Source organism: Allobosea sp. P5_A5 (genome assembly GCF_056400625.1).
In genome coordinates this window covers 1-17,056 of the sequence record NZ_JBFUKY010000021.1, presented here as the reverse complement: position 1 = coordinate 17,056, position 17,056 = coordinate 1, and the positions used below count along the sequence as shown (strand labels likewise).

General features: G+C 62.9%; 13 protein-coding genes and 1 tRNA gene. All 14 read left to right on the top strand.

Annotation, left to right across the window (positions count from 1 at the left end; all coding sequences use genetic code 11):
• Positions 1-249, top strand: a 249-nt coding sequence (locus AC1DR6_RS22780; protein WP_476831143.1) for an EF-Tu C-terminal domain-related protein, incomplete at its 5' end; no start/stop codon positions are given.
• A 119-nt stretch (positions 250-368) separates the two neighbouring features.
• Positions 369-444, top strand: a tRNA-Trp gene (locus tag AC1DR6_RS22775).
• A gap of 399 nt (positions 445-843) precedes the next feature.
• Entirely contained in the window at positions 844-1,038 is a 195-nt protein-coding gene (gene secE / locus AC1DR6_RS22770; protein WP_476831553.1) for a preprotein translocase subunit SecE, read from the top strand.
• A 14-nt stretch (positions 1,039-1,052) separates the two neighbouring features.
• Positions 1,053-1,586, top strand: coding sequence for a transcription termination/antitermination protein NusG (nusG, locus tag AC1DR6_RS22765; RefSeq protein ID WP_476831552.1), 534 nt, complete (start codon positions 1,053-1,055; stop codon positions 1,584-1,586).
• 209 nt (positions 1,587-1,795) lie between these two features.
• Positions 1,796-2,227, top strand: a complete 432-nt coding sequence (gene rplK / locus AC1DR6_RS22760) for a 50S ribosomal protein L11 (RefSeq protein ID WP_476831551.1) — start codon at positions 1,796-1,798, stop codon at positions 2,225-2,227.
• Positions 2,228-2,240: 13 nt separating this feature from the next.
• Positions 2,241-2,939 (top strand): 50S ribosomal protein L1, encoded by a 699-nt coding sequence (rplA, locus tag AC1DR6_RS22755; protein WP_476831550.1) that lies wholly within the window; start codon positions 2,241-2,243, stop codon positions 2,937-2,939.
• A 511-nt stretch (positions 2,940-3,450) separates the two neighbouring features.
• A complete protein-coding gene (gene rplJ, locus AC1DR6_RS22750) occupies positions 3,451-3,966 on the top strand; it encodes a 50S ribosomal protein L10 (RefSeq protein WP_476831549.1) in 516 nt (171 codons plus the stop codon).
• Between the two features lie 50 nt (positions 3,967-4,016).
• Positions 4,017-4,391 carry a 50S ribosomal protein L7/L12 gene (rplL, locus tag AC1DR6_RS22745; RefSeq protein ID WP_476831548.1) on the top strand — a complete coding sequence of 125 codons (375 nt, stop codon included), beginning with the start codon at positions 4,017-4,019 and terminating at the stop codon, positions 4,389-4,391.
• 364 nt (positions 4,392-4,755) lie between these two features.
• A complete protein-coding gene (gene rpoB, locus AC1DR6_RS22740) occupies positions 4,756-8,901 on the top strand; it encodes a DNA-directed RNA polymerase subunit beta (RefSeq protein ID WP_476831547.1) in 4,146 nt (1,381 codons plus the stop codon).
• A gap of 126 nt (positions 8,902-9,027) precedes the next feature.
• Positions 9,028-13,212, top strand: coding sequence for a DNA-directed RNA polymerase subunit beta' (gene rpoC / locus AC1DR6_RS22735; RefSeq protein ID WP_476831546.1), 4,185 nt, complete (start codon positions 9,028-9,030; stop codon positions 13,210-13,212).
• Positions 13,213-13,638: 426 nt separating this feature from the next.
• Complete coding sequence (rpsL, locus tag AC1DR6_RS22730; protein WP_038358286.1) at positions 13,639-14,010, top strand: 30S ribosomal protein S12; 372 nt, start codon at positions 13,639-13,641, stop codon at positions 14,008-14,010.
• A 72-nt stretch (positions 14,011-14,082) separates the two neighbouring features.
• Positions 14,083-14,553 (top strand): 30S ribosomal protein S7, encoded by a 471-nt coding sequence (gene rpsG, locus AC1DR6_RS22725; RefSeq protein WP_476831545.1) that lies wholly within the window; start codon positions 14,083-14,085, stop codon positions 14,551-14,553.
• Between the two features lie 35 nt (positions 14,554-14,588).
• Positions 14,589-16,664, top strand: coding sequence for an elongation factor G (fusA, locus tag AC1DR6_RS22720; RefSeq protein WP_476831544.1), 2,076 nt, complete (start codon positions 14,589-14,591; stop codon positions 16,662-16,664).
• A 44-nt stretch (positions 16,665-16,708) separates the two neighbouring features.
• A partial coding sequence (locus tag AC1DR6_RS22715) for a GTP-binding protein (protein WP_476831543.1) occupies positions 16,709-17,056 on the top strand: 348 nt, incomplete at its 3' end.

Below are 17,056 nucleotides of genomic sequence, written 5' to 3'. Positions count from 1 at the left end.
ACGAAGGAGGAGGGCGGTCGCCATACGCCGTTCTTCACCAACTACCGCCCGCAGTTCTACTTCCGCACGACGGACGTGACCGGCGTTGTCTCGCTGCCGGAAGGCACGGAGATGGTGATGCCGGGCGACAACATCTCGATGGAGGTGACGCTGATCGCCCCGATCGCGATGGAAGAGAAGCTGCGCTTCGCCATCCGCGAAGGCGGCCGCACCGTCGGCGCCGGCGTCGTCGCAAGCATCATCGCGTAATCGACGTTCATATCGATTTGGAAAGGGGCGGTGGCGACACCGCCCCTTTTTCTTTGGCCAGTGATCGTCGTTTTCGACTTGAAATGCGCCCGCAGTTGGGGCACATCACGGGCCGCTACAGGGGTGTAGCTCAGTTGGTAGAGTACCGGTCTCCAAAACCGGTTGTCGTAGGTTCGAGCCCTACCGCCCCTGCCAGTCTTTCCAGGCACACCATACCGATAGTCTTTGCGTCCGGTGCGCAAAAAGCTTGGCTGCAAATCCGCTGTCAAAATGGTGCCTGGGCTTAGCTCAGACCGATCCGGCAGGGCTTTCCCTACTGGTTCCCGCAACGCGATGCGGCACGGCGACCTTGGCCGAGAACGGCCTGGATGAGCTATCCGACTGATCCAAGGTTCGCGCCGAAGACGGTTTCCGCCGCCTCCTCAAAATGCGGAAAGCCCATGAAAGAAGCCGCTTGGCGAATGCGTCCCGCCGTTGTAAAGACGGGGTCGAAACGGCGCGCGGCTCCCTGAGCCCCGCGCCGCGAATGTTTCAGGACGGCCGATTCGGCGTCGTGGCAGGAGCTGCGGACCAATTCGGAATCCAGGGTGGTCCATGGCTAAATCCAATCCGTTTCAGTTTCTGCAGGACGTGCGCACGGAGGCCGGCAAGGTCACCTGGCCGTCGCGCCGCGAGACGCTGATCACCACCGGCCTGGTGCTGGCGATGGTCGTTCTCTCCAGCCTGTTCTTCCTCTTCACCGACACCGTCATCCGCTGGGTGCTCGGCATCATCCTCGGCGCCCGTTGAACGGAATGACGAACGTGAGCACCCGCTGGTACATCGTCCACGCTTATTCGAACTTCGAGAACAAGGTCGCCCAGTCGATCCGCGACCAGGCCGCGCTGCGCAACCTCGCTGAAAAATTCGACGAGGTGCTGGTGCCGACCGAGAAGGTAGTCGAGGTCCGTCGCGGCCGCAAGGTCGAGGCCGAACGCAAGTTCTTCCCGGGCTATGTACTGGTGAAGTGCGAAATGACCGACGAGGTCTACCACCTCATCAAGAACACGCCGAAGGTCACCGGCTTCCTGGGTGCCGATAAGGCCAAGCCCATGCCGATCCCCGAGAGCGAGGCGATGCGGATCAAGGGTCAGGTCGCCGAGGGCGTCGAGCGCCCGAAGCCGACGATCGTGTTCGAGGTCGGCGAGCAGGTGAAGGTCGCGGACGGGCCGTTCGCCTCGTTCAACGGCGTCGTCGAGGATGTCGACCACGGCCGTGCGCGCCTCAAGGTCGCGGTCTCGATCTTCGGCCGCGCCACGCCGGTCGAGCTCGAATACAGCCAGGTGGAAAAGCTCTGAGCTGATCGGGAAGGCCTTTCGGGCTTCCCTTCGGTGCTGCCCTATGTCATAGGGCGCACCTCAACCGCGTGGGAGGCGTGCCGGTCGCCAGCCGGATCACAGGCGCCGCACCACGCACTGCAACCACCCCGGTCCCGATGAAGAGCATCGGTGGCCGTGGGCGTCGTCGTTTCGAGTAGGCATCGAAGCGGACGGCAGGAGCAGCCATCATGGCAAAGAAGATCACGGGTTACGTGAAGCTTCAGGTTCCGGCGGGCGCCGCCAATCCGTCGCCGCCGATCGGTCCCGCGCTCGGTCAGCGCGGCCTCAACATCATGGAATTCTGCAAGGCCTTCAACGCGAAGACCCAGCAGATGGAAAAGGGCATGCCGATCCCGGTGATCATCACCGCGTATCAGGATCGCTCCTTCACCTTCGAGATGAAGCAGCCGCCGGTTTCCTACTGGCTGAAGAAGGCCGCCGGCCTTGCTTCCGGCTCGAAGACCCCGGGTCGTGGCGGCAATGTCGGCAAGGTCACCGTCGCCCAGATCAACGAGATCGCCGAGAAGAAGATGGCCGATCTCAACTGTCACACCGTCGAATCCGCAGCGTCCATGATCAAGGGCTCCGCCCGGTCGATGGGCCTGGAAGTCGTGGGCTGAGGGGGAGCTGACAATGGCACATGTGGGAAAGCGCGTCGTCAACGGCCGTGAAGGCATTGACCGCACCAAGCTCTATTCGCTCGATCAGGCCGTGAACTTCATCAAGGAGCGCGCCAACGCGAAGTTCGACGAGACCATCGAGATCGCGATGAATCTCGGCGTCGATCCGCGTCACGCCGACCAGATGGTCCGCGGCGTCTGCAACCTGCCGAACGGCTCGGGCCGCACTCTGCGCGTCGCCGTTTTCGCGCGCGGCGCCAAGGCCGAGGAGGCCAAGAAGGCCGGAGCCGACATCGTCGGCGCGGAAGAGCTGGTCGAGTCCGTCCAGAAGGGCGAGATCAACTTCGATCGCTGCATCGCGACCCCCGACATGATGGGTCTCGTCGGTCGTCTCGGTAAGGTGCTCGGCCCGCGCGGCCTGATGCCGAACCCGCGCGTCGGCACCGTCACCATGGACGTGACCAGCGCCGTGGCCGCCTCGAAGGGTGGCTCGGTCGAGTTCCGCGTCGAGAAGGCCGGTATCGTGCATGCCGCCGTTGGCAAGGCCTCGTTCACGGCCGACAAGCTCGCCGAGAACATCAAGGCTTTCGTCGACTCGGTCTCCAAGGCCAAGCCGGCGGGTGCCAAGGGCACCTATATCCAGCGCGTCGCTCTGTCCTCGACGATGGGCCCGGGCGTCAAGATCGAGCCCAACACCGTCACCGGCGCGTGATTTCGCTGGCAGAGCGGCCGTCAGGCCGCTCTGCGCTGGTTCTTGAATTCGCAAGATCGAGAGCCCACTTGGCAGGAGCAGGCGAAGGCGCTATGACGCAGGCCTGTTTCCATAAGTGATGGGGCTCCGGCGCCGATTGTGCGCAGGGGTCCATTTCGCGTTTTTCGGCGGTTTTCCGCCGAAGAATGGGTGTTTGGGGACTTGAAGAGCAATCTTCAGGTCCAGAATCATCCAGTCCTGTCTGAGACTGCAGGTGCTCCGGAGCTTCGGCTGCGGGCATAATTTCGCCAAGAGGCCTGCATAGACGGTGCAAGAGCTTAGTCCCGGATCGCAAGGTCCGGATGAAGACGGTTCGAACCATCTCGCCCGATCCCGGTCTCTGTTGAGGCCGGAGAGCGGGGACAGGGCACCAAGCGTCGCTTCGCAGCGCGCCGGTGTCAACCGGGGTTCTGGAAGCGGCATTTGCAACCGGCGGCGAGCTTTTCGCTTGCCGTCAACCGGAGAGAGCCCAGTGGATAAAGCGGCAAAACAAGATGCCGTCGCTTCGCTGAACGGTGTGTTTGCGAACACGTCGGTCGTCGTGGTGGCCCACTATGCGGGTTTGACCGTGGCCCAGTTCCAGAAGCTTCGTCGCGAGATGAAGGCGAATGGCGCCACTGTTAAGGTCGCAAAGAACCGCTTGGCCAAGATCGCTCTTGAAGGCACCGACGTCGCGTCCATCAGCGCCCTGCTGACGGGTCCCACCCTGATCGCTTATTCCAACGATCCGGTCGCGGCGCCGAAGGTCGCCACCGCTTTCGCCAAGGAGAACGACAAGCTCGTCATCCTCGGCGGCGCGATGGGCAAGACCGCCCTGAACCCCGACGGCGTCAAGGCTCTGGCCACGATGCCCTCGCTCGACGAACTGCGTGCCAAGCTCATCGGCCTTATTCAGGCCCCGGCTACGAAGCTTGCGCAGCTCACGAACGCGCCCGCCGGCAAGCTGGCTCGCGTGGTTCAGGCTTATGCCGACAAGAATGCGGCTTGATAGCCAGCAAACCCTTATCGTTCGAACCTCTTAAGACAGGAACTTAAACCATGGCCGATCTCGCCAAAATCGTCGACGAGCTTTCGTCGCTCACCGTTCTCGAGGCCGCTGACCTCGCCAAGATGCTTGAAGAGAAGTGGGGCGTCTCCGCCGCTGCCGCCGTTGCGGTTGCCGGCCCGGCCGCTGGCCCCGCTGCCGCTGCCGTGGAAGAGCAGACCGAGTTCACCGTCGTTCTTGCCGCCGCCGGCGACAAGAAGATCGAAGTGATCAAGGAAGTCCGCGCCATCACCGGCCTGGGCCTCAAGGAAGCCAAGGACCTGGTCGAAGGCGCTCCGAAGCCGGTCAAGGAAGCCGTTGGCAAGGACGAGGCCGAGAAGCTCAAGAAGCAGCTCGAGGCCGTCGGCGCCAAGGTCGAACTCAAGTGAGTCAGGGCCGGCTGATGCCGGTCCGACCGTAGTAAAAAAGACAGTCCCGGGGGCGGCTTCGCCTCCGGGGCTGTCGCGTCGTTTCCGCAGATTTTCGCGGGAGTTGTCGCAAGAAGGCTTTGCAACCATTCCGCGAAGTTTTCAATCAAGTCAGGTTGACGCGTTCACGCGTCGAACGGCTCACCCGGCGGCCCGTGGCCGCCCGCCCGGACCCCCGGGTGAGCCGTCCATGGAGCCGATATGATCGAGGCCTGCAAGGGTTTGGGTCGGTCCCGGTTCTGCACGGAGAGGTCGGCATCTGCCGGGGCGTGGCCGCCATAGTGGCCAGGGTTTCCGGACGGTGTCAGAGAACGCGAGGAACAACATGGTCAATTCGCTCCAGGGCCGCAGGCGCGTCCGCAAGTTCTTTGGCAAGCTCAAGGAAGTGGCGCAGATGCCGAACCTCATCGAGGTTCAGAAGGCGTCCTACGACCAGTTCCTGATGGTCGACGAACCCAAGGGCGGCCGCGGCGACGAAGGTCTGCAATCGGTCTTCCGTTCGGTCTTCCCGATCGGCGATTTCTCCGGCGCCTCGCTGCTGGAATTCGTCAAGTACACCTTCGAGCAGCCCAAATACGACGTCGACGAGTGCCGCCAGCGCGGCATGACCTATTCGGCGCCGCTGAAGGTGACGCTGCGCCTGATCGTGTTCGATATCGATCCCGACACCCAGGCGAAGTCGGTCAAGGACATCAAGGAGCAGGATGTCTACATGGGTGATATGCCGCTCATGACGGATAACGGCACCTTCATCGTCAACGGGACCGAACGCGTCATCGTCTCGCAGATGCACCGTTCGCCGGGCGTGTTCTTCGATCACGACAAGGGCAAGACCCATTCCTCGGGCAAACTGCTCTTCGCCGCGCGCATCATTCCTTATCGTGGCTCGTGGCTCGACATCGAGTTCGACGCCAAGGACATCGTCTACGCCCGTATCGACCGGAAGCGTAAGATCCCCGTCACGTCGCTGCTGTTCGCGCTCGGCATGGACGGCGAGGAGATCCTCAGCCGCTTCTACAACCACATCACCTATGTCCGTGACGGCAAGGGCTGGCGCGTTCCCTATGATGCGGAGCGCATGAAGGGCTTCAAGGCGACCGTCGACCTGATCGACGCCGACACCGGCGAAGTCGTTGTCGAGGCCGGCAAGAAGCTCGTCGCGCGTACTGCGCGCCAGCTGGCCGAGAAGGGCCTGAAGTTCCTGCGCGCCTCGGACGAGGATCTCATCGGCCAGTATGTCGCCGAGGACATCGTCGATCCCGAGACGGGCGAAGTGCATGCCGAGGCCGGCGAAGAGCTGGCCATGGCGGCCGAGGCCAAGACCGGCGAGATGAAGGGCAACCTCGTCGATCTGATCGCCAAGGGCTACACCGAGATTCCGGTGCTGGACATCGACCACATCACGGTCGGTCCCTATATCCGCAACACGCTGACCGTGGACAAGAACTCGCGCCGCGAAGAGGCGCTGTTCGACATCTACCGCGTGATGCGTCCCGGCGAGCCGCCGACGCTCGAGACTGCCGAGAACATGTTCCAGTCGCTGTTCTTCGACTCGGAGCGTTACGACCTGTCGGCCGTCGGCCGCGTCAAGATGAACATGCGTCTGGACCTCGACGCCGAGGACACCGTGCGCATCCTGCGCAAGGAAGACATCTTCGCGGTCGTCAAGGCGCTGGTCGACCTGCGCGACGGCAAGGGCGAGATCGACGACATCGACCATCTCGGCAACCGGCGCGTGCGCTCGGTCGGCGAGCTGATGGAGAACCAGTATCGCCTTGGCCTGCTCCGAATGGAGCGCGCCATCAAGGAGCGCATGTCCTCGGTCGATATCGACACGGTGATGCCGCAGGACCTGATCAACGCCAAGCCGGCGGCTGCCGCCGTGCGCGAGTTCTTCGGCTCCTCGCAGCTGTCGCAGTTCATGGACCAGACGAACCCGCTCTCGGAAGTGACGCATAAGCGTCGTCTTTCGGCGCTTGGACCGGGCGGTCTGACCCGCGAGCGCGCCGGCTTCGAGGTGCGCGACGTGCACCCGACCCATTACGGCCGCATTTGCCCGATCGAGACGCCGGAAGGCCCGAATATCGGCCTGATCAACTCGCTCGCCACCTTTGCGCGGGTGAACAAGTACGGCTTCATCGAAAGCCCCTATCGCCGCATCCGCGATGGCAAGCAGACTGACGAGATCCTCTATCTCTCGGCGATGGAGGAGGCGAAGTACAACGTCGCCCAGGCCAATGCCGCCATCGACAAGGAAGGCCGTCTCACTGACGACCTGATCGTCTGCCGTCGCGCTGGTGAAGTCATCGTCACGCCGGTCGACAAGGTCGACTTCCAGGACGTCTCGCCGAAGCAGCTCGTTTCGGTCGCCGCGGCGCTGATCCCGTTCCTCGAGAACGACGACGCCAACCGCGCGCTGATGGGCTCGAACATGCAGCGCCAGGCGGTGCCGCTGGTTCGCGCCGATGCGCCCTTCGTCGGGACCGGCATGGAAGCGGTCGTCGCCCGTGACTCGGGCGCTGCGATCGCAGCCCGCCGTGGCGGCATCGTCGACCAGGTCGACGCGACGCGTATCGTCATTCGCGCCTCGGACGAGATGGACCCGACCAAGCCCGGCGTCGACATCTACCGCTTGCAGAAGTTCCAGCGCTCCAACCAGTCGACCTGCATCACGCAGCGTCCGCTGGTCCGCGTCGGCGACATGATCAAGAAGGGCGATATCGTCGCGGACGGCCCGTCGACCGAGTTCGGCGAGCTTGCGCTCGGCCGCAACGTGCTCGTCGCGTTCATGCCGTGGAACGGCTACAACTTCGAGGACTCGATCCTTCTCTCCGAGAACATCGTTTCGCAGGACATCTTCACCTCGATCCATATCGAGGAGTTCGAGGTCATGGCCCGCGACACCAAGCTCGGACCTGAGGAGATCACGCGCGACATTCCCAACGTCTCGGAAGAAGCGCTTAAGAACCTCGACGAAGCCGGCATCGTCTATATCGGCGCCGAAGTGGCTGCCGGCGACATCCTCTGCGGCAAGATCACGCCGAAGGGCGAGAGCCCGATGACGCCGGAAGAGAAGCTGCTCCGCGCCATCTTCGGCGAGAAGGCTTCCGACGTTCGCGACACCTCGCTTCGGGTTCCGCCCGGCGTGCAGGGCACGATCGTCGAGGTGCGCGTGTTCAATCGCCACGGTGTGGACAAGGACGAGCGCGCTCAGGCGATCGAGCGCGAGGAGATCGAGCGTCTCGCCAAGGACCGCGACGACGAGCAAGCGATCCTCGACCGCAACACCTTCGCGCGTCTGGCCGAGATCCTGACGGGCAAGACCGGTCTCGCCGGTCCCAAGGGCTTCCGGAAGGACACCGTCATCACCCGCGAGGTGATGAGCGAATTCCCGCGTTCGCAATGGTGGCTGTTCGCCACCGCCGAAGACTCGCTAATGACCGAGATCGAGGCTATGCGGAAGCAGTATGACGAGTCGAAGAAGCGTCTCGAGCAGCGCTTCCTCGACAAGGTCGAGAAGCTGCAGCGCGGCGACGAACTGCCTCCGGGCGTGATGAAGATGGTCAAGGTCTTCGTCGCGGTGAAGCGCAAGATCCAGCCGGGCGACAAGATGGCCGGCCGCCACGGCAACAAGGGCGTGGTTTCGCGCATCGTGCCGGTGGAGGACATGCCGTTCCTTGAGGACGGCACCCATGCCGACATCGTGCTGAACCCGCTCGGCGTGCCCTCGCGCATGAATGTCGGTCAGATCCTTGAGACCCATTTGGGTTGGGCTGCTGCCGGACTCGGCAAGCAGATCGGCAACGCGCTCGACGCCTATAAGAAGTCGAACGACTTCAAGGCGCTGAAGGCTTCCTTCGATGCCGTTTATGAGGACAACGAGATCATCGCCTCTATGGACGAGGCTGAACTCGTGGAGATGGGGCAGAACCTTCGCCGCGGCGTGCCGGTGGCCACGCCGGTCTTCAACGGCGCCAAGGAGGCCGATATCGAGCGGCTCCTGGAGCAGGCGGGTCTGCATTCGTCGGGCCAGTCGACGCTGTATGATGGCCGCACCGGCGAGCCTTTCGACCGCAAGGTCACGATGGGCTACATCTACATGCTGAAGCTGCACCATCTGGTGGACGACAAGATCCACGCGCGCTCGATCGGTCCGTACTCGCTCGTGACCCAGCAGCCGCTGGGTGGCAAGGCGCAGTTCGGCGGCCAGCGCTTCGGCGAGATGGAGGTCTGGGCGCTGGAAGCCTATGGCGCCGCCTACACGTTGCAGGAGATGCTGACGGTGAAATCGGACGACGTCGCGGGCCGGACCAAGGTCTACGAGTCGATCGTGCGCGGCGAAGACAACTTCGAAGCGGGCATCCCCGAGAGCTTCAACGTGCTCGTCAAGGAAATGCGCTCGCTCGGACTGAACGTCGAGCTGATCAGCAACAAGCCGAAGCCGGGCGAACTGCCCGAGGCGGCCGAATAACACAGTCGGTCATCGACGGTCGGTTCTCGCGAATGCGAAGGCTGGCCGTCACTTCCGACTGTGATTGATAAGATTTTTCGCCGGGCAGGGTGGCCTTCGCCCCCGCCGGCTGTGAGGAGACAGGCGATGAAGCAAGAGGTCATGAACCTTTTCGGCCAGCAGCCGGTGCAGCAGGCCTTCGACGCGATCAAGATTTCGATCGCGAGCCCGGAGAAGATCCTGTCCTGGTCGTTTGGCGAGATCAAAAAGCCGGAGACGATCAACTATCGGACGTTCAAGCCGGAACGCGACGGCTTGTTCTGCGCGCGCATTTTCGGACCGATCAAGGACTACGAGTGCCTGTGCGGCAAGTACAAGCGCATGAAGTTCAAGGGCGTCATCTGCGAGAAGTGTGGCGTCGAAGTGACGCTTGCCCGCGTCCGGCGCGAGCGCATGGGCCATATCGAGCTGGCCGCCCCGGTTGCACATATCTGGTTCCTGAAGTCGCTGCCGTCGCGCATCGGCCTGCTGATGGACATGCCGCTCAAGGATCTTGAGCGCATCCTCTATTTCGAGAGCTACGTCGTCATTGAGCCGGGTCTGACCCCGCTCAAGGACCGTCAGCTGCTGTCGGAGGAGGAATATGTCCGCTGCCAGGAGGAGTACGGCGCCGACACCTTCACCGCCATGATCGGCGCGGAAGCCATCCGCGAGATGCTGCGCGCGCTCGACCTCGACCAGATCAACGCCGATCTCAAGCATGAGATCGCGACGACGACGTCGGAGCTGAAGCCCAAGAAGCTGATGAAGCGCCTCAAGATCATCGAGGCCTTCCAGGAGTCCGGCAACAAGCCGGAATGGATGGTGATGACCCAGATTCCGGTCATCCCGCCGGATCTGCGCCCGCTGGTGCCGCTCGATGGCGGCCGCTTCGCGACTTCCGACCTGAACGACCTCTATCGCCGCGTCATCAACCGCAACAACCGCCTCAAGCGCCTCATCGAGCTGCGTGCGCCCGACATCATCATCCGCAACGAAAAGCGGATGCTGCAGGAATCGGTCGATGCGCTGTTCGACAACGGTCGCCGCGGCCGCGTCATCACGGGTGCCAACAAGCGCCCGCTGAAGTCGCTCGCCGACATGCTGAAGGGCAAGCAGGGCCGCTTCCGCCAGAACCTGCTCGGCAAGCGCGTCGATTATTCGGGACGCTCGGTCATCGTCGTCGGCCCCGAGATGAAGCTGCACCAGTGCGGCCTGCCGAAGAAGATGGCGCTGGAACTGTTCAAGCCGTTCATCTATGCGCGCCTCGACGCCAAGGGCTACTCGACCACGGTCAAGCAGGCCAAGAAGCTCGTCGAGAAGGAGAAGCCCGAGGTCTGGGATATCCTGGACGAGGTCATCCGCGAACATCCAGTGATGCTGAACCGCGCACCGACGCTCCACCGCCTCGGCATCCAGGCGTTCGAGCCCGTGCTGATCGAAGGCAAGGCGATCCAGCTTCATCCGCTGGTCTGCGCCGCCTTCAACGCGGACTTCGACGGCGACCAGATGGCCGTGCACGTCCCGCTGTCGCTCGAAGCGCAGCTGGAAGCGCGCGTGCTGATGATGTCGACCAACAACATCCTGCACCCCGCGAACGGCCAGCCGATCATCGTGCCGTCGCAGGACATCGTGCTCGGCCTGTATTATCTCTCGATCATCTCGGACGGCGAGCCTGGCCAGGGCAAGGTCTTCGGTGATTTCGGCGAGCTCGAGCACGCGCTGCACGAGAAGGTCGTGACGCTGCATTCGAAGATCCGATATCGTTGGACGGGCACCGGCAAGGACGGCAAGCCCTACACGAAGATCTACGACACGACGCCTGGCCGTGTGATCCTCTCGACCGCGCTGCCGGACCATCCGGCCGTGTCCTTCGACGTCAGCAATCGCCTGATGACCAAGAAGGAAATCTCCGGAATGATCGACGCCGTCTATCGCGGCTGCGGTCAGAAGGAGTCGGTGATCTTCTGCGACCGCGTCATGGGGCTGGGCTTCAAGCATGCCTTCAAGGCCGGCATCTCCTTCGGCAAGGACGACATGGTCGTGCCGGAGAACAAGTGGGAGATCGTCGACACCACCCGCGCGCTGGCGAAGGACTATGAGCAGCAGTATCAGGACGGCCTGATCACGCAGGGCGAGAAATACAACAAGGTCGTCGACGCCTGGGCGAAGTGCTCCGACAAGCTCGCTCAGGAGATGATGGCCCGCATCTCGACCGTCCAGAAGGACGAGACCGGCCGCGACAAGCAGATCAACTCGATCTACATGATGTCGCATTCCGGAGCGCGTGGTTCGCCAGCCCAGATGCGCCAGCTCGCGGCGATGCGCGGCCTGATGGCCAAGCCGTCGGGCGAGATCATCGAGTCGCCGATCATCTCGAACTTCAAGGAAGGCCTCGACGTTCTCGAGTACTTCAACTCGACCCACGGCGCCCGTAAGGGTCTCGCCGATACGGCGTTGAAGACGGCCAACTCCGGCTATCTGACCCGCCGCCTCGTCGACGTGGCGCAGGACGCGATCATCTCCGAGGTGGATTGCGGCTCGGAAAACGGCATCAAGATGCGCGCCATCGTCGATGCCGGCCAGATCGTGGCTTCGCTCGGCATGCGTATCTTGGGCCGCGCCACGGCCGAGGATATCGTCAACATCGAAGGTAAGGTCGTCGTCGCCAAGGGTATCGTGATCGAGGAAAGCGACATCGCGAAGATTACCGCCGCGGGCGTCCAGGAGGTGAAGATCCGTTCGGTTCTCACCTGCGAGACCAAGAACGGCGTCTGCGCGACCTGCTACGGACGCGACCTCGCTCGCGGTACGCCCGTCAACATGGGCGAAGCCGTCGGCGTCATCGCGGCGCAGTCGATCGGCGAGCCGGGCACGCAGCTCACCATGCGGACCTTCCACATCGGCGGCGCGGCCACCATCGCCGACCAGTCCTTCGTCGAGTCGAACTTCGAAGGCACGGTCAAGATGCGCAACCGTAACGTCGCGCGGAACTCGGACGGCGATCTCATCGCCATGGCGCGCAACATCGCCATCGTCGTCGTTGGGCCGGACGGGGCCGAGCGCGCCGTCCATCGCGTCCAGTTCGGCTCGAAGCTGCGGGTCGACGAGGGCGACAAGGTCAAGCGCGGTCAGCGTCTGATCGAGTGGGACCCCTATTCCCGCCCGATCCTGGCGGAAGTGGACGGCACGGTCGGCTACGAGGACCTCGTGGACGGCATGTCGATCACCGAGACGACCGACGAGGCGACCGGCATCTCCAAGCGCGTCGTTATCGACTGGCGCGGCTCGGCCCGTACGGCCGATCTCAAGCCGGCGATGACGATCTCGGGTGCCGACGGCAAGATCGCGAAGCTCGCCCGTGGTGGCGATGCCCGCTACATCCTGCCGGTCGACGGCATCATCTCGGTGGAGCCGGGGCACATGATCACGGCCGGCGACGTGCTTGCGCGTGTTTCGACCGACTCGGCCAAGACCCGTGACATCACCGGCGGTCTGCCGCGGGTGGCGGAACTGTTCGAGGCGCGTCGTCCGAAGGATGCGGCGATCATCGCCGAGAAATCCGGCGTCATCGGCTTCGGCAAGGACTACAAGAACAAGCGTCGCGTGACGCTGACGCCGCATGATGGCTCGGACGGGCTCGAGTACCTGATCCCGAAGGGCAAGCACATCCATCTCCAGGACGGCGACGTCGTGGAGACGGGCGATTACATCCTCGACGGCAACCCGGCCCCGCACGATATCCTTGCGATCAAGGGCGTCGAGGAGCTGGCGGCTTATCTGGTGAACGAGATCCAGGAGGTCTATCGCCTCCAGGGCGTGACCATCAACGACAAGCATATCGAGGTCATCGTCCGGCAGATGCTCCAGAAGGTCGAAATCACCGAGTCGGGAGACAGCGATATCCTGACCGGCGACCAGATCGACCGGATCGAGCTGGAAGAGGTCAACGAGAAGCTGCGCGAGGAAGGCAAGAAGCCGGCCTCGGGCGTGCCGGTTCTGCTGGGCATCACCAAGGCCTCGCTGCAGACCCGCTCCTTCATCTCGGCGGCGTCCTTCCAGGAGACCACCCGCGTCCTCACCGAGGCGGCGGTCAACGGCAAGTCGGACATGCTCGAAGGCCTCAAGGAGAACGTCATCGTCGGCTCGCTCATCCCGGCTGGTACAGGCGCGCAGTTTGCCCGTATCAAGCAGGTTGCGACCCGCCGCGACGATCTCATCGTCGGGCAAAAGGCGGATGCGGCGGCCAAGGCCGCCCGTGCTGCCGCTGCGGTGTTGCCAGCTGCCGAGTAAGCAGGCATCACGCAATGATCGGAAAGGCCGCCCTGACCGGGCGGCCTTTTTCTTGCGCGGTGGGGCAGGTGAGGGCGGAAGGAGCCGGAACCCGCCAAAACCTCGGCCCTTCCGGCGCTTTGGGGTTGACGCGAATCCCCCTGTGAGTCATAAGCACGGCACTGTCGACGGTTGTCGGACACGTCTGTCGCTCGCGCATCGTTCGCAAGCGAGTTTCGCGACCGAAACTCCGTCGGAATTCCAGCGTCGAACGACGACATGGCAAGATGCATGAATGCGGGATCGCTTCCGTGTTCCTCTGCTGGCGGACGCGTCTGAAGCCCCTCGAAGGGAGCTGATGGCGCGGTTTCGTTTATGTCATTGCTTCCGCCGATCTGGGTATTGAGACCGCGAATTTCCAAACGCTCAGTGGGGCGAGAGGCCAGAATGCCGACAATCAGCCAGCTCATCCGCAAGCCACGCTCACCCGTGAAGGCGCGTAATACCGCCCCGGCGCTCGAGTCGTGCCCGCAGAAGCGCGGCGTGTGCACACGCGTCTACACAACGACTCCGAAGAAGCCGAACTCCGCGCTCCGTAAGGTTGCGAAGGTTCGCCTGACCAATGGCTTCGAGGTGATCGGTTACATTCCGGGTGAGGGTCACAACCTTCAGGAACACTCGGTCGTCATGATCCGTGGCGGCCGCGTGAAGGATCTTCCCGGCGTTCGTTATCACATCCTTCGCGGCGTGCTCGACACGCAGGGCGTCAAGAACCGCAAGCAGCGCCGTTCGAAGTACGGCGCCAAGCGTCCCAAGTAATTTTCTGCCAGGCCGGCGGGATTTTTGGATCCAAGCCAGTCCGCAGCGTTCCAATTGACCGGAGACTAGACGATGTCCCGCCGCCACAGTGCCGAAAAGCGCGAAGTTATCCCGGACCCGAAGTTCGGCGATATCGTCGTCACGAAGTTCATGAATTCCGTGATGTACGAAGGCAAGAAGTCGACGGCCGAGCGCATCGTTTATGGCGCGTTCGATATCATCGAGTCGAAGACCAAGAGCGAGCCGCTCGGCATCTTCAAGTCGGCGCTTGAGAACGTCGCTCCGGCGATCGAGGTTCGCTCCCGCCGCGTTGGTGGCGCGACCTATCAGGTTCCGGTCGAGGTTCGCACCGAGCGCCGTCAGGCGCTGGCGATCCGCTGGTTGATCACGGCTGCTCGCGGCCGCAACGACAAGACCATGGTCGAGCGTCTCTCGGCCGAATTGATGGACGCTGCGAATAACCGTGGCAATGCCGTCAAGAAGCGCGAAGACACGCACCGGATGGCGGAAGCCAACCGCGCCTTCTCGCACTATCGCTGGTAAGCGAAGCCCGGATTTCAGGACACAGGTTGACCAGTATGGCCCGTTCCCACCCCATCGATCGTTATCGCAACTTCGGCATCATGGCCCACATCGATGCGGGCAAGACGACGACGACCGAGCGTATTCTCTATTACACCGGCAAGTCGCATAAGATCGGCGAAGTCCATGATGGCGCGGCCACGATGGACTGGATGGCGCAGGAGCAGGAGCGTGGCATCACGATCACCTCTGCTGCGACGACCTGCCTGTGGCGCGACCACCGCCTGAACATCATCGACACCCCCGGCCACGTCGACTTCACCATCGAAGTCGAGCGTTCGCTGCGCGTGCTGGATGGTGCGGTCTGCGTGCTGGACGGCAACCAGGGCGTCGAGCCCCAGACCGAGACTGTCTGGCGCCAGGCCGACAAGTATGACGTTCCGCGCGTCGTGTTCGTCAACAAGATGGACAAGATCGGCGCCGATTTCTATCGCTGCGTCCAGGACATTATTGATCGCGTCGCCGGCAAGCCTGTTTGCCTGCAGATCCCGATCGGTGCCGAGTCCGATTTCGCCGGCGTCATCGACCTGATCAAGATGAAGGCGATCGTCTGGAACGGCGAGGCGCTGGGCGCTTCCTACGAAGAGACGGAAATTCCCGCCGATCTCGTCGATAAGGCTGTCGAATACCGTCACAAGCTGCTCGAAGCCGCCGTCGAGATGGACGACGCCGCGATGGAAGCTTACCTTGACGGCACCGAGCCGGATGCCGATACGCTTCGCCGTCTCGTCCGCACCGCCGTGCAGCGCCGCGYTTTCCACCCCGTGCTTTGCGGCTCGGCCTTCAAGAACAAGGGCGTTCAGCCGCTTCTCGACGGCGTCGTCGATTTCCTGCCTTCGCCGGTCGATCGCGGCGACATCAAGGGTATCGACTACAAGACGGAAGAGGAGACGGTTCGTCATCCGACGGATGAGGATCCCTTCTCCATGCTTGCGTTCAAGATCATGGACGATCCCTTCGTCGGGACGATCACCTTCTGCCGCGTCTATTCGGGCAAGGTCGACACCGGGCAGGGCGTCATCAACTCGACCCGCGACAAGAAAGAGCGTGTCGGCCGCATGTTGCTGATGCATGCGAACAACCGCGAGGACATCAAGGAGGCTTTCGCCGGCGATATCGTCGCCCTGGCCGGCCTCAAGGATGTCCGCACCGGCGATACGCTGTGCGATCCGGCTCAGGCCGTGATCCTCGAGCGCATGGAATTCCCCGAGCCGGTCATCACGATCGCGATCGAGCCGAAGTCCAAGGCCGACCAGGAGAAGCTCGGTCTCGCTTTGTCGAAGCTCGCGAACGAGGATCCGTCCTTCCGCGTCTCGACCGATCAGGAGAGCGGCCAGACCATCCTCAAGGGCATGGGTGAACTGCACCTCGACATCAAGGTCGACATCCTGAGGCGCACCTACAAGGTCGATGCCAATATCGGCGCGCCGCAGGTTGCCTATCGTGAGACGATCACGAAGAAGGTCGACATCGACTACACCCATAAGAAGCAGACCGGTGGTACCGGTCAGTTCGCGCGGGTGAAGTTCACGGTCGAGCCGAACGAGACCGGCAAGGGCTTCGAGTTCGAGTCCAAGGTCGTCGGCGGAACGGTGCCGAAGGAGTATATCCCCGGCGTCGAGAAGGGCCTGAACTCGGTCATTGGTTCCGGCGTGCTCGCCGGCTTCCCGGTCGTCGACGTCAAGGTCACGCTGACGGACGGCGCGTTCCACGAGGTCGACTCGTCGGCGCTGGCCTTCGAAATCGCTTCGCGTGCCGGTCTTCGCGAGGGTCTGCAGAAGGCGGGTTCTGTCCTGCTCGAGCCGATCATGAAGGTCGAGGTCGTGACCCCGGAAGACTATACCGGTTCGGTCATCGGCGACCTGAATTCGCGTCGCGGTCAGATCCAGGGCCAGGACATGCGCGGCAACGCCGTCGTGGTAAACGCGATGGTTCCGCTGGCGAACATGTTCGGCTACGTGAACCAGCTGCGTTCCTTCAGCCAGGGCCGCGCGAACTACACGATGCAGTTCGACCATTACGAGCAGGTTCCGTCGGCGGTCGCCGCCGAGGTCCAGGCGAAATACGCCTGACCGGAACCATCGACTGAACACTGACAGATTGGACGGAGGCTACCATGGCCAAAGAGAAGTTTGCACGCACGAAGCCGCATTGCAACATTGGAACGATTGGTCACGTCGACCATGGCAAGACGAGCTTGACGGCTGCGATCACGAAGGTTTTGGCAGAGTCTGGGGGCGCGACGTTCACGGCGTATGACCAGATCGACAAGGCTCCCGAGGAGAAGGCCCGCGGCATAACGATCTCGACGGCTCACGTCGAGTACGAGACGGTTGCGCGGCACTATGCCCACGTCGACTGCCCCGGCCACGCCGACTATGTGAAGAACATGATCACCGGTGCCGCCCAGATGGACGGCGCGATCCTGGTTGTGTCGGCGGCCGACGGCCCAATGCCGCAGACC